The 23993-nt window shown below is 69.8% G+C and carries 20 protein-coding genes; 13 read left to right on the plus strand and 7 right to left on the minus strand.

Annotated elements, in window-relative coordinates; translation table 11 throughout:
* Positions 1 to 592: 592 nt before the first annotated feature.
* Together JRI60_RS49485 and JRI60_RS49490 are read right to left on the minus strand one after the other, a co-directional pair.
* Positions 593 to 1114 carry a DUF962 domain-containing protein gene (locus tag JRI60_RS49485; protein ID WP_204223119.1) on the minus strand — a complete coding sequence of 174 codons (522 nt, stop codon included), beginning with the start codon at positions 1112 to 1114 and terminating at the stop codon, positions 593 to 595.
* A gap of 103 nt (positions 1115 to 1217) precedes the next feature.
* Positions 1218 to 2105 carry a LysR family transcriptional regulator gene (locus tag JRI60_RS49490; RefSeq protein WP_204223120.1) on the minus strand — a complete coding sequence of 296 codons (888 nt, stop codon included), beginning with the start codon at positions 2103 to 2105 and terminating at the stop codon, positions 1218 to 1220.
* A 119-nt stretch (positions 2106 to 2224) separates the two neighbouring features.
* Between JRI60_RS49490 and JRI60_RS49495 the strand changes: the two genes are divergently transcribed.
* The 4 genes from JRI60_RS49495 to JRI60_RS49510 all read left to right on the plus strand — a co-directional run bounded on the left by JRI60_RS49495 (position 2225) and on the right by JRI60_RS49510 (position 5920).
* Entirely contained in the window at positions 2225 to 2524 is a 300-nt protein-coding gene (locus tag JRI60_RS49495; RefSeq protein ID WP_204223121.1) for a YiaA/YiaB family inner membrane protein, read from the plus strand.
* A gap of 153 nt (positions 2525 to 2677) precedes the next feature.
* Positions 2678 to 4246, plus strand: a complete 1569-nt coding sequence (locus JRI60_RS49500) for an AAA family ATPase (protein ID WP_204223122.1) — start codon at positions 2678 to 2680, stop codon at positions 4244 to 4246.
* 3 nt (positions 4247 to 4249) lie between these two features.
* Positions 4250 to 4975, plus strand: a complete 726-nt coding sequence (locus tag JRI60_RS49505) for a hypothetical protein (protein ID WP_204223123.1) — start codon at positions 4250 to 4252, stop codon at positions 4973 to 4975.
* Between the two features lie 84 nt (positions 4976 to 5059).
* Complete coding sequence (locus JRI60_RS49510) at positions 5060 to 5920, plus strand: hypothetical protein (protein ID WP_204223124.1); 861 nt, start codon at positions 5060 to 5062, stop codon at positions 5918 to 5920.
* A 4-nt stretch (positions 5921 to 5924) separates the two neighbouring features.
* On the opposite strand, the gene recF is transcribed toward JRI60_RS49510, so the two are convergent.
* Entirely contained in the window at positions 5925 to 7076 is a 1152-nt protein-coding gene (gene recF, locus JRI60_RS49515) for a DNA replication/repair protein RecF (RefSeq protein ID WP_204223125.1), read from the minus strand.
* A gap of 45 nt (positions 7077 to 7121) precedes the next feature.
* A complete protein-coding gene (locus tag JRI60_RS49520; protein ID WP_204223126.1) occupies positions 7122 to 8339 on the minus strand; it encodes a hypothetical protein in 1218 nt (405 codons plus the stop codon).
* A gap of 182 nt (positions 8340 to 8521) precedes the next feature.
* On the opposite strand from JRI60_RS49520, the gene JRI60_RS49525 reads away from it, so the two are divergent.
* From JRI60_RS49525 to JRI60_RS49560, 8 genes are all read left to right on the plus strand, one after another.
* Entirely contained in the window at positions 8522 to 9112 is a 591-nt protein-coding gene (locus JRI60_RS49525; protein ID WP_239470194.1) for a Uma2 family endonuclease, read from the plus strand.
* A 21-nt stretch (positions 9113 to 9133) separates the two neighbouring features.
* Complete coding sequence (locus tag JRI60_RS49530) at positions 9134 to 10072, plus strand: LysR family transcriptional regulator (RefSeq protein ID WP_204223127.1); 939 nt, start codon at positions 9134 to 9136, stop codon at positions 10070 to 10072.
* A gap of 70 nt (positions 10073 to 10142) precedes the next feature.
* Complete coding sequence (locus tag JRI60_RS49535; protein ID WP_204223128.1) at positions 10143 to 11714, plus strand: aromatic amino acid hydroxylase; 1572 nt, start codon at positions 10143 to 10145, stop codon at positions 11712 to 11714.
* Positions 11715 to 11888: 174 nt separating this feature from the next.
* Positions 11889 to 13400 carry a flavin-containing monooxygenase gene (locus tag JRI60_RS49540; RefSeq protein ID WP_204223129.1) on the plus strand — a complete coding sequence of 504 codons (1512 nt, stop codon included), beginning with the start codon at positions 11889 to 11891 and terminating at the stop codon, positions 13398 to 13400.
* On the plus strand, positions 13393 to 14466 hold the full coding sequence (locus JRI60_RS49545) for an alpha/beta hydrolase (protein WP_204223130.1): 1074 nt from the start codon (positions 13393 to 13395) through the stop codon (positions 14464 to 14466). Before JRI60_RS49540 ends, JRI60_RS49545 begins: the two co-directional genes overlap by 8 nt.
* Positions 14463 to 15314: an SDR family NAD(P)-dependent oxidoreductase gene (locus JRI60_RS49550; RefSeq protein ID WP_204223131.1), complete on the plus strand. Its 852-nt coding sequence runs from the start codon at positions 14463 to 14465 to the stop codon at positions 15312 to 15314. Before JRI60_RS49545 ends, JRI60_RS49550 begins: the two co-directional genes overlap by 4 nt.
* On the plus strand, positions 15311 to 15958 hold the full coding sequence (locus JRI60_RS49555) for a QsdR family transcriptional regulator (protein ID WP_204223132.1): 648 nt from the start codon (positions 15311 to 15313) through the stop codon (positions 15956 to 15958). The genes JRI60_RS49550 and JRI60_RS49555 overlap by 4 nt, the downstream gene beginning before the upstream one ends.
* Entirely contained in the window at positions 15955 to 16791 is an 837-nt protein-coding gene (locus JRI60_RS49560; protein WP_204223133.1) for a metal-dependent hydrolase, read from the plus strand. The genes JRI60_RS49555 and JRI60_RS49560 overlap by 4 nt, the downstream gene beginning before the upstream one ends.
* Here JRI60_RS49560 and JRI60_RS49565 read toward each other — a convergent pair.
* The 3 genes from JRI60_RS49565 to JRI60_RS49575 form a co-directional block, all read right to left on the minus strand.
* A complete protein-coding gene (locus JRI60_RS49565; RefSeq protein WP_204223134.1) occupies positions 16783 to 17571 on the minus strand; it encodes a DUF1571 domain-containing protein in 789 nt (262 codons plus the stop codon). The genes JRI60_RS49560 and JRI60_RS49565 overlap by 9 nt on opposite strands.
* Before the next feature lie 64 nt (positions 17572 to 17635).
* A complete protein-coding gene (locus JRI60_RS49570) occupies positions 17636 to 19072 on the minus strand; it encodes an OmpP1/FadL family transporter (protein WP_204223135.1) in 1437 nt (478 codons plus the stop codon).
* Positions 19069 to 22911: a hypothetical protein gene (locus JRI60_RS49575; protein ID WP_204223136.1), complete on the minus strand. Its 3843-nt coding sequence runs from the start codon at positions 22909 to 22911 to the stop codon at positions 19069 to 19071. The genes JRI60_RS49570 and JRI60_RS49575 overlap by 4 nt, the downstream gene beginning before the upstream one ends.
* A 241-nt stretch (positions 22912 to 23152) precedes the next feature.
* Here JRI60_RS49575 and JRI60_RS49580 point away from each other — a divergent pair, with 241 nt between their 5' ends.
* Complete coding sequence (locus JRI60_RS49580; RefSeq protein WP_204223137.1) at positions 23153 to 23923, plus strand: MerR family transcriptional regulator; 771 nt, start codon at positions 23153 to 23155, stop codon at positions 23921 to 23923.
* The last annotated feature ends 70 nt before the right edge of the window (positions 23924 to 23993 follow it).

The following is a 23993-nucleotide window of genomic DNA, read 5'->3' on the forward strand; positions in this document are numbered from 1 at the left end:
GTCCGTCACCTACGCCATCCGGCCAGCCCGTCCACCCCTCACCCCATTCATCCAGCGGCTCGCTCGCGCCATCTGCGGAGAGATGTCCCCGAGGACGAATCTCCCGCTGCGCGCCGCCGCCCTCCTCGACCCCAGGGGGACGCACCACCAGAGTGGGCGGCTCAGCCGATGGCCCATCCTCGGAGAGGACGCTTGTTGAAACCGAGGCATGAACGGGCTCCTCCGAGGCCAGTCGTGTGCTGGCACGAGGGAAGAGCGCCGGCACCAGGGAGCGGTGGTTCACACCCGAAACCAGGTGTCTCCGAGGAGCATGAGTGGCGCAGCCAGCCAACAACAGCAGAGCCCCCACCACGACCCCCCACAGCACCGGAGGGTGCAATCTCCAACGAGGAATCAGGAAAGAGGGCCGCGGGGGCCTGGAATGGATTCCACTCCGTTCGACTGTGACGGCGCGTGCCGCGGGAGGAAGAAGCCGCCCGCTCGCTCGCCAAGCATCCCACCAGAAAGCAGCCCACCCGCCAAACGATAGCGCCCACGGCCAGCAAGACATGCCGACCATGGGCGCCGTTCACCGCGGCGTTGCTCTACCGGCTCAGGCGACCGCCTTGCTCCGGATGTAGGTGGGGCCGGACCGCGCTTCCACGGCCTGACGCACCTCGGAGCGCAGCCCCAGCAGGAACGCCACCTCGGCGACGACGAACAAGGGCCCCACGATCAGGCCGACCAGGTCGTCCACGAAGGCCGGCTTGCGCCCCTCGAAGTAATGACCCACGAACTGGAACACCCAGCCGACCACGAACAAGCCAATGCCAGCGCTCAGCCAGGTGGTGAAGGATTGCGCGGCCAGCGCCTGTCCCACCCACAGGTTCAGTGACATGAGCACGGCCATGGTCAGCCCGAAACGCGCATCCAGCCGCGCGTAGAAGAGCACCGCGCCGAGGCTGACCACGAGGGCTGGCGACACCCACAGCCCGAACACCTCGAGGCCGGAGCGCGAGAGCAGGGTGGCGACGGCCACCGCGATCATCGGGATGCCGATGAAGTGCGTGGCGATGTTGCGACGGTCACGGTGATAGGCCGCGTACTGCGCGAGGTGATCCACGAGCGTTTTCATCCATGTTCCCCTGTGCATGTCGGGTGCCGATAGTGTTCCTGGCGCCTGTCTTGACTCTGACAGGTTACATATAGAGCCGCCAACATCGGAGCCAACGAAGCCGTCATGGACTTGACGGCTTCGGAGCGAGCTCCAACAGCGCGTCGATGAGCGGATCCCTCTGCTTGCCCTTGCGCCAGGCGGCGTAGATGGGGAACTCGCGAGCCGGCTCCGTGAGGGGCCAGGCCACCACGCCCGGGACTCGCGGCCCTCGCGGCAGCAGCGAGGCCAGCAGCGAGTACCCGAGTCCCGCCGCCACGAAGCCGAGAATCGTCTCCGACGAGTCCGCCGCGTACATCCTCCGCGGCACCACGCCGAAGTGCGCGAGCGCCGCGAGCTGCAACTCGCGCAGCTGCGGGTCCGAGCTGTAGGTGATGAAGGGCTCGTCCCCGAATGGCTCGGGGCTCACCGCCCCCTTGCGCGCCAGCCGGTGGTTGGACGGGATGCAGAGAAAGGCGCGCGTCCTGCCCACCTGCCGGACCTCCAGGTCCGCAGGCACCTCGGGCAGGTGGTCCACCAGCAGGTCCGCCTCGCCCGAGCGCACGAGCGACACCGCCGGCACCTTCGCCTCGAAGAGGGCCACCTCGATGTCCGGCCGCTGGCCCTGCAAGCGCCGCAGCCACGGCGGCAGCAGGTGGAGCAGCGTATGTCCCGAGGCGTGGATGCGCAGCCGGCCTCCCACCTCGCCCGAGCGCAGCGAACGCTCCAGCCCGGGCAGCCCCTCGTAGAACGGGGCCACGTAGTCGTAGAGCGCGCGGCCCTGCGGCGTGAGCACCACGCGGTCCTTCCCCACCCGCTCGAAGAGGCGCACGCCCAGCTCGGACTCCAACCGCTTCACCTGCTGGTGCACGCCCGGCTGGGTGATGGGGTACGGGAACGCGCGCGCCGCCCGGGCATACCCCTCGGACCGCGCGACCCAATAGAAACCCTCGAGACGCTGAAGCTGGATCATTCACTCCAGGTTATCGAACGCCGAGCCATTAGTTCCATGCGGTTTACGAGAAACGGGTGCATCGTGTGTCTCGTCAGCGCGCTTCCACCGAAGCGGCTCCGAACCGAACGAGGCCTTCCATGTCCCGCCAGCCCAACACCACCGCCGTGCAGGCCACCCACAGTGGCGCCTGGGTCCTCCAGTCCTGGCTCTCCTTCGCCCTGGCCGTCGGCGTGACGGCGCTCGGCATCTACCACCTGCCCGTCGACGGCTGGCAGAAGGCCTTCCTGGGCATGGGGCTGCTCTTCAGCATCGGCTCCACCTTCAGCCTGTCCAAGACGGTGCGCGACCAGCACGAGCAGGAGCGCCTCACCGCCCGCATCGACGAGGCCCGCGTCACCAAGCTGCTCGCCGAGGTGGACCCCATCAGTCTCAAGTGAGCGCACGGGGGAGTACCCGCGAGGCTCCGTCCTCCTCGGAGCGCCGGGCTTCAACACCCGGCGGCCCGTCCGGACTTCCAGTGAGGGTCGCCAGGCGAGCATCCCGGCTGGCCCCGTGTCCCCCTGCTCGCCCTCCCTGGTATACCCTTGGGCATGGCGTCCAGTCCCGCGCTCCCCCGTCCCGGGTCCCCGGCCACCTCCGCCCCCTGGCTGGAGGAGCTCGACATCCTCATTCGCGCCCGCTACCCGCTCCTCTACCTCGTCTCGTGGGAGGAGCACCGCGTCGACACCCTCCTCGCGGACATGGCCCGCGCCCACGGCAAGGCGCTCCTCACCTGGTCCACCACCCGGGGCCTGCGCCACGCGGGCGGCTCCCGCGGCCCCACCTTCCCCGAGGACACCCGCAACCCCCTCGAGGCCCTCGCCGCCATCGAGAAGCTCTCCGAGCCCTCCCTCGTCGTCCTCAAGGACTTCCATCCCTACCTCGAGGAGAAGCCCGTGGTGCGTGCCCTGCGCGAGCTCGCCCACTTCCTCAAGAGCACCTTCACCACCGTCATCCTCCTGTCCCCCACGCTCACCATCCCCACCGAGCTGGAGAAGGAGATTTCGGTCCTCGATGTCCCGCTGCCCGGCTTCCAGGAGCTGCTCAACCTGCTCAAGGAGATCGTCGCCGTGGTGCGCCGGGGCAACAAGGCCACCATCGAGCTGTCGCGCGAGGACGCCGAGCAGCTCATCAAAGCCGCCCAGGGCCTCACGCTGTCGGAGGCGGAGAACGCCTTCGCCAAGGCCATCGCCCATGACGGCAAGCTGAGCGCCGCCGACATCCGCCGCGTCCAGGACGAGAAGCGCCAGGTCATCCGCAAGAGCGGGCTGCTCGAGTACTACCCGCCGGAGCAGGACCTGGGGAACGTCGGGGGACTGCAGAACCTCAAGGGGTGGCTCACCCGGCGCACCGCCGCCTTCGGCGAGCGCGCCCGCCAGTTCGGCCTGCCCGAGCCGCGCGGTCTGCTGCTGCTGGGCGTGCAGGGCTGCGGCAAGAGCCTCACCGCCAAGGCCATCTCCGCGCACTGGAACCTGCCCCTGCTGCGGCTCGACATGGGCCGCATCTTCAGCGGCCTGGTGGGCTCCTCCGAGGAGAACCTCCGCAAGGCCATCCGCGTCGCCGAGAGCATCGCCCCCGTGGTGCTGTGGGTGGATGAGATTGAAAAAGGCCTGTCCGGCGTGGCCTCCTCGGGCACGGCCGACGGTGGCGTCACCGCGCGCGTCTTCGGCACCCTGCTCACCTGGCTCCAGGAGAAGACGGCCCCCGTGTTCGTCGTGGCCACCGCCAACCGGATCGAAGGGCTGCCCCCCGAGCTGCTGCGCAAGGGACGCTTCGACGAGATCTTCTTCATCGACCTGCCCGAGGCCGCCGAGCGCCGCGACATCTTCCGCATCCACCTGCAGCGGCGGAAGAGGGAGCCAGCCGCGTACGACCTGCACGCGCTGGCCGACATGGCCTCGGACTTCAGCGGCGCGGAGATAGAGCAGGTCGTCATCGCCGGGCTCTACGAGGCCTTCGCCGAGAACGTGGAGCTGGGACAGGCCCACCTCACGCGCGCCATCCAGGAGACCTTCCCGCTCGCCGTCACCATGCGGGATGAAATCCTCCGGCTGCGCGAGTGGGCCCGCGGGCGCACCCGGCCCGCCTCGTCGTCGGTCAGCGGTTCGCGGAAGGAGTAGCCCATGTCGTCCAAGTTCTCCCGCTTCCTCCACCTCGAGCGCTCTCGCGGCGAGAAGACGCCCCCCGGGGGACAGGTGCGGCTGCAGGACGGCAACCGCTTCGAGTCCGTGGTGGGGCCCGGCGAGGCGCCCTCCTCTGTGGCCGTGCCCGAGGCCCACGTCGAGCGCTTCAAGCACCACGGGCAGACGCCGCTGGCGCTCGATGCGGCGCCCCAGGCGGAGCAGCGCTTCCCCCGCTGCATCCAGTGCCAGACCGAGAACGGCCGCTTCTCCCAGGCGTGCACCACGTGCGGCGCGGACCTCCAGTCGCCCGAGCAGCTCGCGGACAACGAGCAGCGCTGGCGCGCCCAGGAGCAGTTCGACGCAGAGACCCGCGAGCGGATGACGGTGCGCCAGAAGGCCCAGGAGCGGGACGAGGCCGAGCGGCTCGCGGAGCACCAGCGCTACACGGAGCAGCTCACGCGGGCCCTGGAGAAGGACCGCTCGTTCATCAGCAGACTCCAGCCGCTCTTCGAGCCGTCCCTCGGCGTGGGGCTGCTGCGGCTCGTCCCCCACCCGCAGGCGCGATGGATCGTCCTCGCGTGGGCCATCGGCCTGCCCGTGCTGCTCGTGCGCTTCGGCAACGAGCCGCTCCGGCATCTCGGGCTGTACCTGGGGGTGTTCGTCGCCCTGAGCTTCATCCCCACCTGGCTCTGGACGGCGGGGCGCGGGGGCCGCTGGGACCGCTGAGAAAGGGTGTCAGGAACCCGAGACCCCCTCCGTCCTGCCCGCCGGGAGGACGCCATGGTGTATGGAGAGGAAAAGGCGCGGGAGATGGCTCGCTCCCTGCTGCCCTCGAAGAATCGGGAGGCGGCACGCAAGGGCAGGGCCCGCATCCACCGCGCCGCTCGCCGCCAGTCCCGCGTGGAGCTGGGCCAGCTCACGAGAGACCCCGAGGACTTCGAGGACCTCGCCGGGCTCGACGCGGAGCCGGTCGCGGAGATCCGCCAGTTGATGATGCACCGGCGCTGGGGAGACAAGGTCGCCCCCTTCGTCCGCTGGGCCAGCGCCATCGCCCGCCAGCAGCCCCGGGAGAACCGCCTGAGCCACATCCGCGCCCTCGTGCCCCGAGGTGTCATCGGCGAACATGCGCTGCAGCACCTCACGCACAGGGCCGAGTTCGAGCACCCGAGCGAGGCCATGCTGCGCGAAGACCGGGAGCGTGCGTGGCGGAACAAGCGCCCGTACCTGATGGACCGCGGAGAGCAGACCCTGTGGTTGCGCACCCTCCTGCAAGCCCCCGACGGGCACCGCGCCTTCAACAGGTGGCTCCAGTTGAACCACGCCGTCCACTACCGCCAGGAGCAGCGCCGCCGGCCCTGCACGTGCTCGCCCGGGTGCTCCATCCTGGAAGCGGTGAACGTCCCCGTCGGACCCATCCGCGCCCGCCTGCTCCTCGGAGCGCATGACGTGCCGCCGTTCCTCGCCGCGATGTGGGGTTCCGCCAGTGAGGCCCGGCGCAGCGGGAACGCCCACGGTCCCCACGCCCAGCAGCTCGGGAGCGTGCACACCTTCCTCCGGGCCTTCAAACGGTGCCGCGGGGACGTGGTGGCCACGGCGCGAGCGCTGCGCCTCGAATCCAAGGCCTACTGGAAGGCGATCGCCCCCACCCTGCTCGTCTCCAGCCAGGAGTGAGCGGCTACGCGGGCTCGTCCGCGGGCAGCTCCCGAGCCGGTGGCACGCTCGTCACCTCTCCGGTCCGCACGCTCAGCCACTGCGTGTCCTGCGCCGCGGCCGCGCGCACCAGACCCGCATCCGTCGTCGTGAGGAACACCTGCGCGCCGCTCGCCGACAGGTAGTTCATCAGGTACGCGTTGCGCTCCGGGTCCAGCTCGCTCGACACGTCGTCCAGCATCAGCAGCGGCAGGAAGCCCATCGCCGTCTCGAGGTTCTCGATCTCCGCGATCTTCCACCCCAACACCAGCGCCCGCTGCTGTCCCTGGCTCGCGTACGCCCGCGCGCTCCGTCCGCCCAGCGTCACCGTCACGTCGTCCGCGTGCGGCCCCACCGAGGTGAAGCGCCGCTCGGTGTCCCTCCGGTAGCGCGCCGCCAGCGCCTCCCTCAGCGCCACCGCCAGCGCGGCCTCGTCCGCCGCCGCGAAGTCCACGTCCCCCAGGTGCGCCGGGTGGTAGCCGTAGACCGCCGGCTCCGGCGTCCGCCCGATGGAGCCGAACGTCGCCTGCGCCCTCGGCGCCAGCTCCGCCATCAGCGCCCGCCGCCGTGCGTACACCCGCGCTCCCGCCCTCGCGAGCGTCTCGTCGTAGGCCTCCAGGTACGCCGGGTCCACCGGGCCCTCGCGCAGCAGCCGGTTGCGGTTCTTCAGCGCCCGCCCGTACTCACGGCTCTCGCGCAAGAACGCCGGGAAGCGGTTGAACACCGCCCGGTCCAGGAAGGCCCGCCGCGCGTCCGGCCCTCCCTTCACCACCTCCAGGTCGTCCGGCGTGAAGGCCACCACCGACACGCCCCCGAAGTAGTCCTCCAGGCTCGAGGCCTTCTTCCCGTCCACGAAGGCCTGCCGCACGCCTCCGGACACCTCGACGGAGATTTCCCGCTCGGCTCCCTTGAGCAGGAAGCGGCCCGTCACCCGAGCCCCCTGCGTTCCCCACCGCACCAGCTCCGACAGGCGCCCGGCCCGCAGCGGCTTCAGCGTCGCGAGGAAGTAGAGCGCCTCCAGCAGGTTCGTCTTCCCCTGGCCGTTCTGCCCCACCGCGATGGTCGCGTGCGGGCTCGGCGCCAGGGAGACCTGGCCAAGGTTGCGGAAATCCTGGACGTGAAGTGCCAACAGGCGCACGGGAGCTTTCTCCCATCCGAGGTCACCAGCGTCCAGGTTAATCCCCTACTCTGACATCCTCCCCGTCCGAGGCTGGCTGGCCGCCTCCCGGGCCTTCTGTATCAGCCCCGGCAGATCCTCCACCGCATCCCCCGGGCTCCCCGAGGGCAGCCGGGCGAGCTGCTCCCGCTCCGGAGAGAAGAGCCTCGCCGGCGTCTGTCCCTGCCCCCGCAGCCGGATGAAGAGGCGCAGCGACTCCCGCAGCCGCTCCATGTCCGGGCCCGTCTCGGCCCTGGCCCGCTGTGCCGCCGTCCACAGCCGCACCCAGGCGGCCTCCTCGTTCCACGGTCCCACCGGGCGCGCATGAGACAGCGAGGCCAGCTCCGCCGCGACTTCCAGCAGCCCCGCCCGGCCCTCGCCCAGCACCTCCGAGGCCGCCAGCCGAGCCTCCACCGAGGACTCCCGGGCCGCCAGCCAGCCCAGCAGCTCCGGCCACTCCTCCTCGCGAGGCACCACCGGTGACAGGCGGGACTCCAGCAGTGCCTTCACCCGGGAGCGCGCCAGGTCGTGCCAGAAGGCCGCGTGCAGCAGCAGCTCCGGCCCGCTGCGCGGAGGGTGCACCGGCGCGAGCCTCGCCCGCTTCTCCAGGAAGGCCCTCACCCGGCCCGTGGCGTCGAAGCGGTCCAGCCGGCTCCAGAGCGTCTCCAGGGCCTTGTCGGCCAGGGGCAGCGCCCGGCGGAGCTCGTCCGCCTCCGCCGCGTCGAAGGGCAGCCCGGCCGCTGGGGAAGGACGCCTGAAGACGCGCTCGAAGACCTCGGCCGCCGTGCAGACGGCCCGCAGCTCCGGGAGGTTGCGCGGCAACATCTCCACCGCCTGGGCCCAGAGGCGCCGCCCCAGCAGCGGTCCCGCGTCCAGCACCTCCTCCTCCAGCTGCAGCAGGGCCTCTCCGAGCAGCTCCGGCTTCTTCTTCGCGATGAGCCGCCGGTCCACCGCCCACGCGACGGCTTCGCGCAGCCGCAGCACCTCGGTCAGCAACGCCATGGGCGCCGAGCCCCTCGGCCAGCCCTCCGCCTCCGCGCGCCGGGACACCGCCTCCAGCGTGGCATCCACCTCCGGCTGGGCCAGCGCCACCTCGCGCAGCAGCTCGAGGTTGGCCCGCACCCGGTCCCTCCAGAAGAAGGCCCGGAGCAGCTTCTCCAGGGCGCGGTAGCGCAAACGTGTGGCTTCGAGCAGATCCGCGCGGTCTTCGAGCCGCGCCCGCAGGATGTCCGGATGGGTCGCCACTGTAGGGCCCACTATAAGGATGCACGGGCGAGGCGACAGGCCCCCGGTGGCCACTCGGAGTGACGAGTGAACGGTGGAACCCCGGTGGCGCTCGACGCCGGGGCGGGCGCATGGGAAGAAGAGAACGCTCGCGGTGGCAGCCTCGCGAGAACGATGTCGGACCCGGGCGGCAGGCTCCAGACATGGAACCTGTCGCTCGGATGGACGTGGATGAGATGGGGATGGGAAAGCGACCCGCGACCTACACGGACCTGGAGGAGCTCCCTCCGAACATGGTGGGGGAGATCATCGCTGGCGAGCTGTACGTGAGCCCGCGACCCGCGGTGGACCACATGGTCACCTCCTCCCTGCTTGGCTACGAGTTGACCGGCCCCTTCCAAAAGGGTCGCGGCGGTCCCGGTGGTTGGATCATCGCGGATGAACCCGAGCTCCATCTGGGCGGAAATGTGCTCATTCCGGATCTCGCCGGATGGCGCCGCGAGCGGTATTCCAAGCTTCCGCGCGGCAAGGCCCTGACGATCGCTCCCGATTGGCTCTGCGAAATCCTGTCGCCCTCCACGGAAGCGCGTGACCGCGCGGCCAAGCTGCCAGCCTATGCGCGAGAGGGCATTCGGCACGTGTGGCTCGTGGACCCGGTCGTACGCACGCTGGAGGTGTTCCGACTGGAGGGGCCACACTACATGCTGCTCACCACCTTCGCGGGTGACGGACGGGTCCGCGCGGAACCCTTCGATGCCGTCGAACTGGAGCTGAAATCCATCTGGGAGGAGTAATCCCCGGTAAGGATGCGCCCGATGCCCCCGCGCAAGCTCCCGCGACACCTCGTCTGGCTCGAGTCCTTCGCCGCCGCCGTCGAGTCCGGCAGTCTCGAAGGCGCCGCCGAGCACCTCGGCGTGGCCCGCTCCGTCGTCAGCGAGCACCTCCGCGCCCTCGAGGACGCCCTCGCCGAGGGTCAGCCCCTCCTCGAGCGCGGCCCCGGCCGCCGCCTCCACCTCACCGCCCGCGGCGAGAAGCTCTACGAGGGCACCCAGATGCCCCTCCACCAGCTCGACCTCAAGCGCCTGCGCGACCTCGCCAGCGCCGAGCCCAGCCTGCGCCTCGGTCTCAACACCACCCTCTCCAACTTCCTCCTCGCCGGCATCGCCGAGGACGCCTCGCGCGCCGGCATCAAGCCCGAGGTCCGCTTCGGCGGCCCCTTCGAGCTCGTGCGGCTGGTGCAGACGCACCAGCTCGACCTCGCCCTGGACTTCACCCCCCTGCCTCCCCACCGGGGTCTCGAGGCCGAGTCCCTGCTGCGCCTGCCCTTCGTGGTGCTCGCCGGTCCCCAGAGCGACCTGGCCCTCCACCCGGGCTCGCGCCGCTCCCTCCACGTGCGCGACCTGGAGGGCCATGCCTTCGTGGACTGGCTCCGGGATGATCCCTACGGCGGCGCCAACAGCGCCCGCTTCGCCGCGCACGGCGTCACCGTGCGCGAGGTGGCCCGAGGGGAGAGCTTCCTCCACCTCTTCGACCTGCTGCGCGCCTTCCGCGCCTGCGCCATCGCCCCCGACCTGCGGCCCCTGCGCTCCTTCCCCGAGGACCTCTCTGTCTGGCCCCTGCGCGAGGAGGACCCCCAGTTCATCGAGGTGGTGGCCCTCCGTCCCTCCGGTGGGCCCCGCTCCGAGGCCGCCCGGCTCGTGCTCGACGGATTGCGTCAAAGACTGACACCGAACCGTCGTCGGAAAACCGAATAAGACGTCGTTTTTTAACGGATTTCCGCCACCGCTCTCCGTCACTAGAATTTGAAGGAACGGAGAAGCCACCATGACGCCCACGGAACGGACCCTTGCCCGTCTGCCCGCCCACCTGCGCCGCTACGTGGTGGGCCAGGATTACGAGGCCTACACGCCGAGGGACCAGGCGGTGTGGCGTCACATCCTGTGCCAGCTGCGCAGCCACCTGAGCGACAAGGCGCACCCCGTCTACCTGGAGGGCCTGGAGGCCACCGGCATCGGCGTGGAGCGCATCCCCAGCCTGGATGAGATGAACGAGAAGCTGGCGAAGCTGGGCTGGGCGGCGGTGGGCGTGCGCGGCTTCATCCCGCCCGCGGTGTTCACCGAGCTGCAGGCCCTGGGCGTGCTGGCGATCGCCGCGGACATCCGCACCCACGAGCACATCCAGTACACGCCGGCCCCGGACATCGTGCACGAGAGCGCCGGCCACGCGCCCATCATCGCCAACGCGCGCTATGCCGAGTACCTCAAGCGCTGCGGGCTGGTGGGCTTCAAGGCCATCGCCACCGTGGAGGACGAGGCCGTCTTCCAGGCCATCCGCAACCTCAGCGTGGTGAAGGAGGATCCCACCGCCACGCAGGAGGAGATCGAACACGCCCAGGCGCGTCTGGAGGCCGCCAACCAGAGCCGCCGCTACGTGAGCGAGAGCACCCGCGCCTCGCGCCTCTACTGGTGGACGGCCGAGTACGGGCTCGTCGGGAGCCTGGAGCACCCGCGCATCTACGGCGCCGGCCTGCTGTCCAGCATTGGCGAGGCGAAGCACTGCCTCACCGACGCGGTGAAGAAGGTGCCGCTGAGCATCCAGTGCGCGGACACCGAGTACGACATCACCCGGATGCAGCCGCAGCTCTTCGTGGCTCGGGACTTCGAGCACCTCTTCGAGGTGCTGGCCGACTTCGAGGCCACCCTGGCCTGGAAGCGCGGGGGTGACTACGGACTGAAGGAGGCCATCAACGCGCGCACGGTGAACCACCTGGTGCTGTCCGATGGCCGGGAGATCACCGCCCGCGTGGTGGAGGCGCTCCCGGGTGCCCGTCCCGTGGCCGAGGGCCTCTCCGCCGCCCTGGTGCGCCTGGAGGGCCCGGTGATGGTGTCGCGCTCGGGTAAGGCCGAGGGCAAGCCGTGGCCGGGACTCGCGCTGGTGGCGTTCGGCGCCGGGCAGCTTCCGGACAAGGGGAACTTCAAGCTGGAGCTCGCGAGCGGCCTGAAGCTCCAGGGCTTCGCCGTGGGCGGGGGCGAGGTGCTCAACCTCCGGGGCGAGCTGGACGGACGCGCGGTGGAGCTGCCCAGCGTGGCGCAGCTGTTCCTCAGCGAGGGGCTGCCCTCGGTGGCCGGTGGCCCCGCGGATCCGGGCGCGTGGGACCGCTGGTTCGGCGAGCTCAACGCCTTCGCCGAGGGCGAGGGCGAGGCCAAGGCCCGTGCCAAGAAGGCCATGGCCCTGCACCCGTCGCTCGCGGCGCTCTACCGCGAGGTGCGTACCATGCGCGAGTCGAAGTCCGTGAAGCCCGAGCGCCTGGAGCAGATCGCCCGCGCCGCCACCGACTTCCAGGACGACTGGCTCCTCGAGGTCGAGGTCGAGGAGCTGAAGAAGGCTCGCGCCTAGCGTCCGGACAGAAGCCGCCTCCCGGAGAGGCAGCCAGGGCCTGATTCCCTTCCGGGGGAGTCAGGCCCTTTTCCGTTCCCGTCCTCGCTCCCCATGCGACGACTCGCGCCCCCGTGTCATCCATGCGTCATGTTTGCACTTTGACGCACGCCGCGACATAATGCGGATTCGATCATGTCCGCACACTTTCACGTCGCCATCGCCGGAAGCGGCTTCAGCGGCCTGGGCCTGGCCATCCGGCTCAAGCAGGAGGGAATCGAGGACTTCGTGGTCTTCGAGCGCGCGTGGGAGGTCGGCGGCGTCTGGCGCGACAACTCGTACCCGGGCTGCGCGTGCGACGTGCAGTCCCACCTCTATTCGTTCTCGTTCGCACCGAATCCGAACTGGTCTCACGCCTACTCACCCCAAGCGGAGATCCACGCCTACCTGCGCGACTGCGCCGACAGGTTCGCGATCCGGCCGCACCTCCGCCTGGGTCACACGGTCCTCGATGCGCGCTGGGATGATGCGGCGCAGCGCTGGCACATCGAGACCTCGGGGGGACGCTTCACCGCGGACGTCTTCGTCTCCGCCGCGGGCGCCTTGAGCGACCCGGCCATCCCCAAGCTGCCGGGCCTCGAGAAGTTCCAGGGCAAGGTGATGCACTCCGCGCGGTGGGACCACCAGTACACCCTCGCCGGACGCAAGGTGGCCGTCATCGGCACCGGCGCCTCCGCCATCCAGTTCGTTCCCCGCATTCAACCGGAGGTGGGCAAGCTGGTCCTCGTCCAGCGCACACCCCCGTGGGTCCTGCCCCGGGGAGACCGCGCCATCAGCGCACGGATGCAGTGGGTGTACCGGACGGTGCCGGGAGCGCAGCGCCTCACGCGCTGGCTCCTCTACATGTTCCGCGAGCTGATGGCCTTCGGGTTCATACACCCCTGGCTCCTGAAGCTCGCCCAGCGGCTCGCCGTGCGGCACCTGGAGCGGTCCGTTCCCGATCCGGAGCTGAGGGCCAGACTCCTCCCCGACTACACGATGGGCTGCAAGCGCGTCCTCATCTCGGATGACTACCTCGCCTCGCTCACCCATGAGAACGTCGAGCTCGTCACCGGGCAGCTGCGCGAGGTGCGCGAACACTCCCTCGTCCTCGCGGACGGCACCGAGCGGCAGGTCGATGCCATCATCTTCGGCACCGGATTCCAGGTGCAGGATCTGCCGATCGCCCACCACATCCGGGGACGGGATGGACGCACGCTGAAGGAGACGTGGGGCCGGACCATGACGGCGCACCTCGGCACCACGGTGAGCGGCTTCCCCAACTTCTTCATGCTCCAGGGGCCCAACACCGGGCTCGGACACAGCTCGGTCCTCCTGATGCTCGAGGGACAGATCGAGCACGTGCTCGGTGCGCTGCGCTACCTGGAGGGCCGGGGCCTGGCCGCCGTGGAGCCGACGGCCGAAGCCCAGGCGGAGTTCGTCCGGTACGTCGACACGCGAATGAGCGGCACGGTGTGGAACCAGGGCGGATGCGCGAGCTGGTACCTCGATGCCACGGGGCGCAACTCCACCTTGTGGCCGGGGCTCATCTCCACGTTCAGGCGCCGCGTGGAGCGCTTCGAGCCCTCCGAGTACGTCGCCATCACCCGCCACGTCCAGCCGGCCGCCGTGCTCCACGAGCGCCCCAGGAGACTCGCCCATGGCTGAAAACACACTCTCGCTCAAGGAGCGGGTCGAGCACCGCGTCGCGCGCACCCTCCTGCGCCTGCCACACCACCTCCAGCGCTTCCTCTCGGGGACGCCGCCGGTGGAGCGCAACGGCCTCACCCTCCATCCGGAGCTGCAACTGCTGCTCGCGCTGCGCAAGCGCATGGGCGCCGTGGATGTATCGACCCTGCCACCGGCGGAGGCACGCCGCCGCATGCGCCGCGAGGCGCTGGTGCACGCGGGCGAGCCCATCGAGGTCGGAGCGGTACGGGAGCTCGTGCTGGATGTGGCGCACGGTCCGCTCAAGGCCCGCCACTACGCTCCAGTGGATGGCGCGGCGCGAAGACCGATGCTCGTGTTCCTCCACGGCGGCGGCTTCGTCCTGGGAGACCTGGACACCCACGACTCCGCCTGCCGGCTGCTGTGCCGTCACGCCGGCCTGCACGTCCTCTCCATCGATTACAGGCTCGCGCCCGAGCATCCCTTTCCCGCGGCACTGGAGGATGTGACCGCCGCGTTCGCCTGGGCCTGCGCGCACGCCGGGGAGCTGGGAGCGGACCCGGCACGGGTGGCGGTGGGCGGCGACAGCGCGGGTGGAAACCTGGCCGCCGTCGTCTCCCAGCTCGCCGTCCGAGACGGAACTCCCCGCCCCGCGCTGCAGTTCCTGCTCTACCCGGCGGTGGATCGCACCGTCGACCGGGAATCGCTGGAGCACTTCGCCGAGGGATTCTTCCTCACGCGGGCGGATGTCGCGTGGTACCAGATGCATTACATGGGCGCCTTCCGCAGCGAAGGACCGGACCCGAGGCTCTCTCCGCTCGTGTGCCGCGACCTGTCCGGCCTGCCCCCGGCACTGGTGGTCACCGCCGGGTTCGATCCACTGCGGGACGAGGGTGAAGCCTATGCCCGCGCGCTCCAGGCCGCCGGCACGCCGGCCCGGCTGCGCCGCTTCGACAGCCTCATCCACGGTTTCGCCAACATGACCGGGGTGAGCCAGGCCTGCCGCGACGCGGTGGTGGAAATCGCAGCCCTGCTGCGCACCCATTTCGACGGAGTCAGCCCATGAAGTCATTGAAGGGAAGGGTCGCGGCCATCACGGGTGCGGGTTCGGGGATCGGCCGCGAGACAGCGGTGCTGCTCGCCCAGCACGGCTGCCACGTGGCGCTCTCCGACGTGAATGAACAGGGCCTCGCGGAGACGGCGGAGCGATGCCGGAACCACGGCGTCCAGGTGCGCACGGCGCGCTTGGATGTCGCGCAACGTCAGGCGGTACATACCTGGGCCGATGACGTGGCACGCGACCTGGGCGCCGTCCACATCATCATCAACAACGCTGGCGTCGGCCTGGGCGCCACCCTCGAAGACACCCGGTACGAGGACTTCGAGTGGCTCATGAACATCAACTTCTGGGGCGTGGTGCACGGCACCAAGGCCTTCCTGCCGCACCTCAAGGCGGCGGGCGAGGGCCACATCGTCAACATCTCGAGCGTCTTCGGACTCATCGGCTTCCCGACCCAGTCGGCCTACAACGCCGCGAAGTTCGCGGTGAAGGGCTTCACGGAAGCGCTGCGCCAGGAGCTGGAGGTCGAGGACCTCCCCATCGGTGTCACGTGCGTCCACCCCGGTGGAATCCAGACCAACATCGCCCGGAGCGCCCGGATGATCCACCGTCAGGGTTGGGTGGACGAGCGCTCGGCCGCGGACTTCGAGAAGCTCTTCGCCACCACGCCAGCGCGTGCCGCCTCCCACATCGTCGCCGCCATCCTCAAGAACCGGCGGCGCCAGCTCATTGGCCTCGATGCCATCCTCATCGACCTGATGCAGCGGTTGATGCCCACCCTCTACCAGCGCATCCTGGTGGCGGGCGCTCGGCGGAGGCGGCAGAAGATGACGATGCCAGGCTCCACGGCATGAAACGCTCGCGCTCCAAACAGCGGAGTGCCCCCGAGACCCCGCTCACCCGGCGGCTCGAAGCGCCCGCGAAGGCCACGCCCCAGGCGCTGTTCGCCCTCGCGCTGGAGTGGTGGAACAAGGGCGAGCGCTTCGACATCGGGCGCATGGCCCAGGAGCTGGGCGTCAGCCGCGCCACGGTCTTCCGGTGGGTTGGCACCCGCGAGCTGCTCTATGGAGAGGTCATCTCCTCGCAGTTCGAGTTCGCGCTCAACACCGCCCGGAGCGAGGCCCGTGGCGAAGGGCCCGAGTTCATCGCCGACATCACGCAGCGGATGATCCACCTCATCGTGGAGAACGAGCCGCTCCGGCTGTTCGTGCAGCAGGACGCCGAGTACGCGATGCGCATCCTGATGTCGAAGAGCAGCACGGTGGAGCAGCGCAATACGGCATGTGTCCGGGCGGCGTTGGAGGACGGCGTACAGAAGGGCCACATCCGGCCAGCGATGGACCTGGATGCGCTGGCCTACGTCATCATCCGCATCGGCGAGTCGTTCCTGTACCGAGATGCCATCACCGGAGATCCGCCGGACGTCGAGTCCGCGATCACCGCGATCCGAATCCTGCTCACAGCGGAGAAGCGCAACGAAAGGTGGACGATTCCATGATGATGACCGGGGCTCCCAGGAGAGAAACGCCGGAAGTACGCGACTTCCGTTTCGACCTCACGGACGTGCCGAAGTACTGGCACGGCGGCAGGCGGTCGGTGACGCTCTTCTTCGACAACCTGTCGGTGTTCTTCCCAGCGGGCGAGCGCTTCTTCCTGGCCAGTGTGAAGGCGTTCCGGAACCAGGTACCGGACGAGCCGCTGAAGCGTGAGGTGGACGCCTTCTGCGCCCAGGAGGGTCATCACAGCCGGGAACACGTCCGGTACAACCAGATGCTCGTCAGGAATGGCTACCCGGTGGTGGCCATGGAGCAACGGGTGGAGCGGATCCTTCGGCGGGTCACGAAACACGCGCCTCGGCGGCGGCAGCTCGCGGTCACCTGCGCGCTGGAACACTTCACGGCCCTGCTGGCGACCCTCGTCCTGAGGGGTCCTCGGATGCTGGAGAACGCCGACTCACGCATGGCCGAGCTCTGGCGCTGGCATGCCGCCGAGGAGAACGAGCACAAGGCCGTGGCGTTCGACGTCTACCGCGCCATCGGCTCTCCCTGGCTGGAACGCTGTCTCATCATGCTCCTGACAACGGTGATCTTCTCGGCCAAGATCCTCGAGCATCAGGTCCGGCTGATGCACTCGGAGAAGATCCTCTTCTCAGTGCGCGAGTGGTTCGGCCTCGTGCGCTTCCTGTTCATCCAGCCCGGCGGGATGCTCGGGCTCATCGGCCCCTACCTGAGCTACTACCGGCCCGGCTTCCACCCGTGGGAGCACGACACGAGCGAGCTGCTCCAGCGATGGAAGGCCGGGCTCACCGCCCTGCCGGCCCGCTCAAAGTGACGACGGAGAGAAGTCGGCCTTGGAGAACGGCTGCACGTCACTGAAGTCGAAGCGCTCCAGTGGCCCGCGCGCGTCGTCGATCTCCAGCACCACCGGCAGGGCCAGCACCGGCTCCACGCAGATGCGCGCCCGCGTCGCATACAGGTGCTGCCCTCCGGCGGGGGCGTTGAAGGTGATGCAGTAGCGCCCCGCCGCGTCGAAGCCCTCGTCCTTCCGAGCGTATCCGCCCACCGACTCGCCCTTCGCGAAGCAGTCCTCCAGCATGCCGAGGATCGACGTGAAGGAGAAATCCGTGATGGGGTGGTTCGTGTCGCCCCGGGCGAGCCCACCGTTCATGTCGATCCACACCGCGCCAGCAATGCCCAGCACACCCGCCTCGCGGACCCGAAGCTCGTTCTTCTTCACCGAGGAGTCGTAGATGACCTTCCGTCCCTTGGCGGGTCCGGACAGCACCTCCAGCCGCAGGGCCCGAGGCGACTGCCGGACCGCCAGCTGGATGGTTTGCGGCTTGTGCAGCTCGCCGGAGACCCGCTCGCGCTTCACCACGCGCGTCTCATAGGTGCCCAGCTGAGCGGCGGAGGCCTTCCCCGCCTCCAGGAGCGTCCTGGCCGATGTCGCCGCGAACAGCTCCGCCAGCGCCTCGCGCGAGAGCGCCTTCACGTGGGCACGACGTTGCTCCAGCGGAAGTCGAGCGAGGGTCGGAAGGTCCGAGGACGAGGGAGTAGCGGGTGCGGTCATCAGGAGACCCGGCATCAAGAGGGTGAGAAGAACTGGGTTCATGGCGTGTGGACTGCGTATGTCCCCTCTCCCTCTGGGAGAGGGCCAGGGTGAGGGTATTGCCCTTCTAGAGCTGATACCGAAGACCGAAGCCGAGAATGCTCGACTGGACCTGATAGCTGCCCGCGTTCACGGGCGCCGTCGGGAAGTCCTCGCCAGCCATCGGGTTGATGCGTGGCACCGCGGCCTCCGTGGTCGTCACCTCGCGCTGCCCGCCGAACGCTCGCGAGTACACCGCATCCAGGTGCAAGCGCTCCCCCAACCTTAGACCCAGACCCACCGAACCCGTCACCTTGTCCGAGTCCACCGTCAGCGGGGCCAGGTAGGCCGAGGGGATCGCGCTCTGCTCGTAGCTGACGCCCGCCCGCACATCGAGCGCGAACGCGCTGCCCGCTGACAGGGTGTACTCGCCTCCCAGCCGGAACGACTGGCTGTCCTTGAACCGGCGTGGAATCGACATGGCCGGCACGTTGAACGGGCTCGGGATGCCCGCCACATCGTAGATGCGCACGTCCTCCGGCAGGATGTCGATGGACTCGTGCGAGGACCACAGCTCGCGCGCATAGCCCAGCTCCACCCTCAATGCCTCGAAAGGCCGCACCTCCACGCCCGCCCGGAGGATCGCCGGCAGCGTGAGCTTCAGCCGCGCCCCATCGCCCTCCTGCCGCGCCTGCGCGAACACCGCCGCGCTCGGCAATCGCACCCGCACCGTGGCCGGTGCATCCAGCGTGTACCCGAGCTGTCCGCTCAGCCCCACGCGCAGCCACTTCGCCGGACGCACGAGGATGCCGGCGTTGGCGCTCGGCGCCAGCAGGCCCGTGGCCCTCAGCTCCGCCAGCGCGTCGTAGGACGGATCCTCCGGTGCCGAGAGCAGCCGCTCTGGAGGGCTCGTGTTGAACACGGTCTGCGTCACGAAGCTGCCCGTGAGCACGTTCACGCCCGCGCCCACCTGGAGGAACTCGAAAGGCCGGTACGCCGCCGACACCCCGGGAATGACCAGCAGCGAGCCATCCAGCGTGACCAGTGAGTAGCGGGAGGGGGCAGGCGTTCCGTCCTCCAGCGCCAGCGGGTAGCTCATCACCGCCATCTGCGGCGCCAGCACGCCCGCGGCCACCACGAGCTGCTTGCGCTCACCGAAGACCCAGGAGCCCGCCACGGTGGGGATGGGCAGGAACTCGGACGAGCCCCGCACCGAGGGCAGCTCGCTCACCTGCGAGGCGCCCGCGCCGTTCGTCACCTCCACCCGTCGCGTGAAGTCCGTGGAGAAGCGCACCCAGGAGCCGTCGAACAGCACGCTCGAACCCGCGTCCACTAGGCCCGCCGGGTTGTACCAGAGCGCTCCCAGGTCATCCGCGCCCGCGACGAAAGCCCCTCCGCGCCCGAGTGGGCGCACACCACGGTCTCCCACGTACAGGCCGCTGGCGCTCGCGAGCGGCGCGACGAGGAGCGCCCCCAGGAGGACCGCTGGAACCGACAGAGAGGTCATGGACCCGAGCACCTTCACGGCGCACCTCCAGCCTTGTTCGCCACCGCATAGAACCGCTCCAGCCCGTGCTCCGGATCCACCAGGAACGACACCAACTCCCGAGCGATGCGCTGGTAGTCCTCCGCCGAGCGCGCCCCCGCCTGTCCGGGCACCACCCGCTGGACCTCCGACACCGCTTCCGTGAGCATCTCCAGAGGTGTCCGTGGCACCGACTCACCCGGTATCGCCGTGGGCGTCACCAGTCTGGCGAGCACCCCGGTCATCAACTCATGCGGGTCCATCTCCCTCGCGCACACCTGGGTCTTCCCGTCCTCCGCGTACACCTTGCCCGCCACCCGGCGGCCCAGCACCAGCGTCGCGTCCACCAGGTCCTCCGGCTTCAACGCCTTCGCCGCCAGGTGCGCCAGTGGCACGCGATTCTTCCCCTCCGAGGCCAGCAACTGCACCGCGTCCACCGCCGTCCCCAGCACCGCCGGCCAGGACTCCGGAGCGTCTGAATTCAACAGGTAGCCCGTCAGCCCCTCCACCTGCGCCCACAGCGCCGCGTCCCGCCGTGCCGCATCCAGGAAGTCCCACGTCGTCGCGAACACCGGGCCACCCAGCATGTCCTCGGCCTGCTGTGTCACCTCGTCCCGCATCCAGGTGCACCGCGCGTACGGCGGCGTCCACGTCTCCGGGCAGTGCGCGTACAGCTCCGAGCGCAGCAGGTCGATGGCCGGTGGCAGCAACCGCGACGTCAGCGGGTTCACGAACTGCGATGTCTCGCGCTCGCCCCGCACCGCGAGGAACTGGTCCGCCAGCCGCGACGCCGCGTCCTCGAATGCCTCGCGCCGGTCCGGCTCATCGGGGTGCTCGGCCGCGTCACGGTCGAATGCGTCATCCATCGCCGAGAGCGCATCGAGCGCCAGCGACAGCGGCGTCACCTGCTGCCGCGTCACCCCGTCCTGCCGCACGTGCATCGAGTCGCCGCGCCGGTTCGTCAGGCCCACCGCCTGGGCCCGGGCCGGGTCGATGGCCGTCCGCATCAGCTCCGACAGCACCTTCACCCCATCCCGCATCTCGGTGCGCGTGCAGTGCTTCGTCCGCGCATCCACCGCCGTGCAGTGCGGCACCTGGAGGGCCTGGAGCTTCGGCACCACCGACTGGAGGCTTCCGATGGCGTCCCCGCGCAGCAGCTCCGCCAGCAGCGGCTCGAGCCGCTCCGCGCCCGCTCGCGAGCAACGGGAGCGCGGGTCATCCGGATTGCTCGTCAGCTTGCAGTCCTTCGCCGGAGCCTGGTCACTCATCCAGTGCCGGTGCATCACCTCCATCATCTGGATGAATAGGTCCTCCCGGTCACGGCTCGTGAAGGCGAGTAACAGGGGACGAATTGCCTTGAAGAAGCCCTCCGTCTCCAACATCAGCAGCGTGTCCGGGTTACGGACGGGGAACCACTCATCCGCCGCGCAGGAACGCAGGCCCCGGACCTTTCCATCCGGCGCGGCGTCCTCCGCGTCCGGGTCCGGATCGTCGATGACCCGCTCCGGACACACCGAGCTGCCGATGTTCGTCCCCTGCAAATCCTTCAGGAAGCGGTTGGTGATGTAGTTCTTCCCACTGGAGGTGGGGCTGTCGTTCATCTGGTCGAACACGATCATCCGGCCGAGCCACTCGGTCTTTGGCCGGAGCGTCCTGCTGCTGCCCGCATCCCAGAAGCCGTTGATGCCACTGGACTGCTCCATCACGCTCACGGTCGTGGCACCGATGCCGAGGACGCCATCCCGGATGATGGACGGCCGCATGTACAGCCGGGCCTTGCCCACCATGGACTGCAGGTAGAACACCGCCATGTTGTCGACCTTGAAGACCTCGCACTCCTTGTAGGTCCCGCCGAACAACGGCAGATCGAGGTTGCCCGCGAGCGGCACCCCGCGCGCGTGCACCACCGCGCCGGCCTTGTTGCAGAACGTCACTCCGTTCGAGTCGTGCACGATGCGGAGGAAGCGCTGCAACAGGCTCTGGTTCAGCCCGACGTCCGGCTGCGTCCGGTCCACCAGGGTGCGCGGGTTGCCATTGTCCCCCGCGGTCTCGTTCCTCGGCGGTCCGTTGAGCGCGTTCCGGTCGTAGTCGATGCCGTCGCGGTGCTCCATGAAGCTCGCGAACGCCGACCCCAGCCCCTGGGAGTCGGGCTGCGCCAGCGCCTTCACGATGTCCTCCAGCAGCCCCGGCTCGCGGGAGATCTCCACCAGCACGTCCACCAGGTCATCCCGCAGCGTGTTGCCCTCCTTCAGCTCCGCCTCCGGGTGCGCGTCCACCGAGCGCAGGAGGGCCCGCAGCAGTCCCACCAGCCGCGCCAGGTCGCCGGGATGGTCCGTCACCAGCTTGCGCGTCATCACCAGCGTGTCATCCGCGGACGGGTGCCCCAGCAGCTGCGCCCCCGCATGCATCAGGTCCAGCACCGGCGCCTCGTCCGCGTGGAAGGCGTCATACGCCACCGTCACGGGCGGGTACTCGTGCGTGCTCGACTTCGCACCGTCGCGCCCCCCCAGCACCACCGGCAGACCGTCCAGCAACTGCATCACCGTGCTGCGCGGGTGCGTGTCGTCCGAGGTCATCATCGGCCGCACCTCGGAGAGCATCTGCCCCAGCAGCGTGCGCCGGGCATCGACGTAGGCATACAGCGGTGAGCCGCCCGGTCCGGAGAGCGCACGGCCCTCGGCGTCCCGCACCGCCGTGTCCCGCACGCCCGGCACGGGGAAGGGCGAGGGCACCGGCGCGGCGGAGCCCGGGACGAACCGGCCGAGCCCGTCCACATCCGGCAGGCCATCCGCATCCGCGTCCACGAAGGGCAACCCCACCGAGGTCACCGCCGCCACTCCACGCCGGTCACGCCGCGGGGCGAGCACCGGAGACCCGGAGGGCGCGGGTCCCGCCTCGGTGAGCATCAGCGTGGACAGCAACTCCGTCGCCGTGCGCGGGCGCGACAACACGTCCCGCCCCGTGACGTTGTCATGGGTCACCGACAGCGGCGCGCGAGCCTGCTCGGGCTCCACGGTCCGCAGCGCGTGGTGTGCCACCTCCAGCATCGACGTGAACGCGGTGCGCGCGGGCCCGGGAGCGGGGCTGGGAGCCACCACGCGCGTGCTGGCATCCAACAGGTCCCGCATCCCCGCGTATGCGAGCAGCGGCCGCAGGGCCCCGAGCGTCCGCTCCGGAGGCTGGTAGCCCTGGCGCGCCGCGAGCTCGGCCAACGCCTGGGTGGCCTCGGGCGAGCTCGCGAAGGACTCCAGCCACGCGCCCAGCGCCCGCGTCGTGCCCGGCAGCGTGCCGTCGCCATACATCGCCGTCATCCGCCCCAGGAGCGCCGCCAGCTCCGCGTGCAGCCGCGCCCGCTCCGGATTCGCCGGGCCGCACGTCAGCGCCACGTCCGGATTGGACACATCCCTCACCGGCACCTCCACGTCCGGGAAGAGCGCATCCAACGCTGCCACCACGCGCGGACGCTGCCGGGCCAGCTCCGCCAGCCGGGCCAGCGCCTCCGCCCGCTTCGCCTCCTGCGTGGCCAGGCTCACGGGCTCGCCGGCCGCGTTCACCGCGCCATCCACCAACGGTGGCAGCCGCGCCGTGTCCACGCTCGCCGCGTACTGGCCGTCCGGCCCGGGATGGCAGACGCCGTGGACGGCCGCTCCCGAGAGGTCCTCTGGCAGCAACAGCGCCCCCATGCGGTCGCACAGGACGCCGAAGAAGTCCTCACCCAGGGTGACGGGCGGCGGGGGGACGCGGGTGGTGTCGAATTCGCTCGGGCCGCACGCGCCGCACACCAGCAGCAGGGCGCACACGCCTACGGACCACGGCACTCCGGGAGAGAACGGACGCATGGATGTTCGCGAAGCGGAAGGGAAGAAGTCAGGGGTAGGAAGGACCGCGGGGGGCGGCATCAAGTGTCCAGTGACACTTGACGCTCCGTCAAGTTCACGAAGACACGCCGAGCGCACAGGACTCGCGGCGCCCACCGGCTCCGCCCCTCGCACTGTTGCCCGGTCAACGCTTCACCCGGGATGGGCAGGTGTTAGCGTGCGAGGTCCGGCGGTGGTGCCGGTCTCCCATGGAGGTACCGTGATGGCGGCGCGTGGCGAGCGGCGTCGGACCCCGGCGGCCGAGCGGCCAGGACGAACGGCGGTGGATCGCTCCGCCTTTCCGTACCGCATGAAGGACCTGTGCGAGCGCGCGGGCCTGTCGCGGCAGGTGGTGCATTTCTACATCCAGCAGGGCCTCTTGCCGGAGGGACAGAAGACGGGCCGCAACATGGCCTTCTACGGAGAGCAGCACCTGAAGCGGCTCCACCTCATCCGCCAGCTCCAGGAAGAGCGCTTCCTGCCGCTCAAGGCCATCCGCGCCATGCTGGGGGAGCGCGATGACGCCTTCACCCCGAAGCAGCGCGAGCTCATCACCGAGGTGCGCCAGCGATTGGGGCCCTCGATTGGCGTCGTCGGTCAGCCGGACACGGTGAGCGCGGCGGCACTGCTGAAGGAGGCGGGCGTGAGCCGGGCGGAGCTGGAGCGCATGGTGGAGCTGGGCCTGCTGGTCACACGCGAGAAGGGCGGGCGCACGGTGCTGGCGCGCGACGACGCCTTCCTCGTGGAGTTGTGGGGCCAGCTCAAGAAGGCGGGCTTCACCGAGGCCCAGGGCTTCCGGGTGGACGACCTGCTCCTCTACACGAAGGCCATGTACTCGCTGTTCGTGCGCGAGGCGCAGATGCTCAGCGACCGGCTCACCGGACTGCCTCCGGGACAGGCGGCGGAGATGGTGGAACGCGCCCTGCCTCTCATCAACACGCTCCTCGTCCGCTACCACACCGCCCAGGTCCGCAACTTCCTGGCGGCGAACTGACAGGTGCCCATTTCGCGCCCTTTCTATTCACCGAACTTTGCATCCGAACGAGAGACCCTTTGAATTATCG

The organism is Archangium violaceum, from assembly GCF_016887565.1.
Classification (GTDB): domain Bacteria; phylum Myxococcota; class Myxococcia; order Myxococcales; family Myxococcaceae; genus Archangium; species Archangium violaceum_B.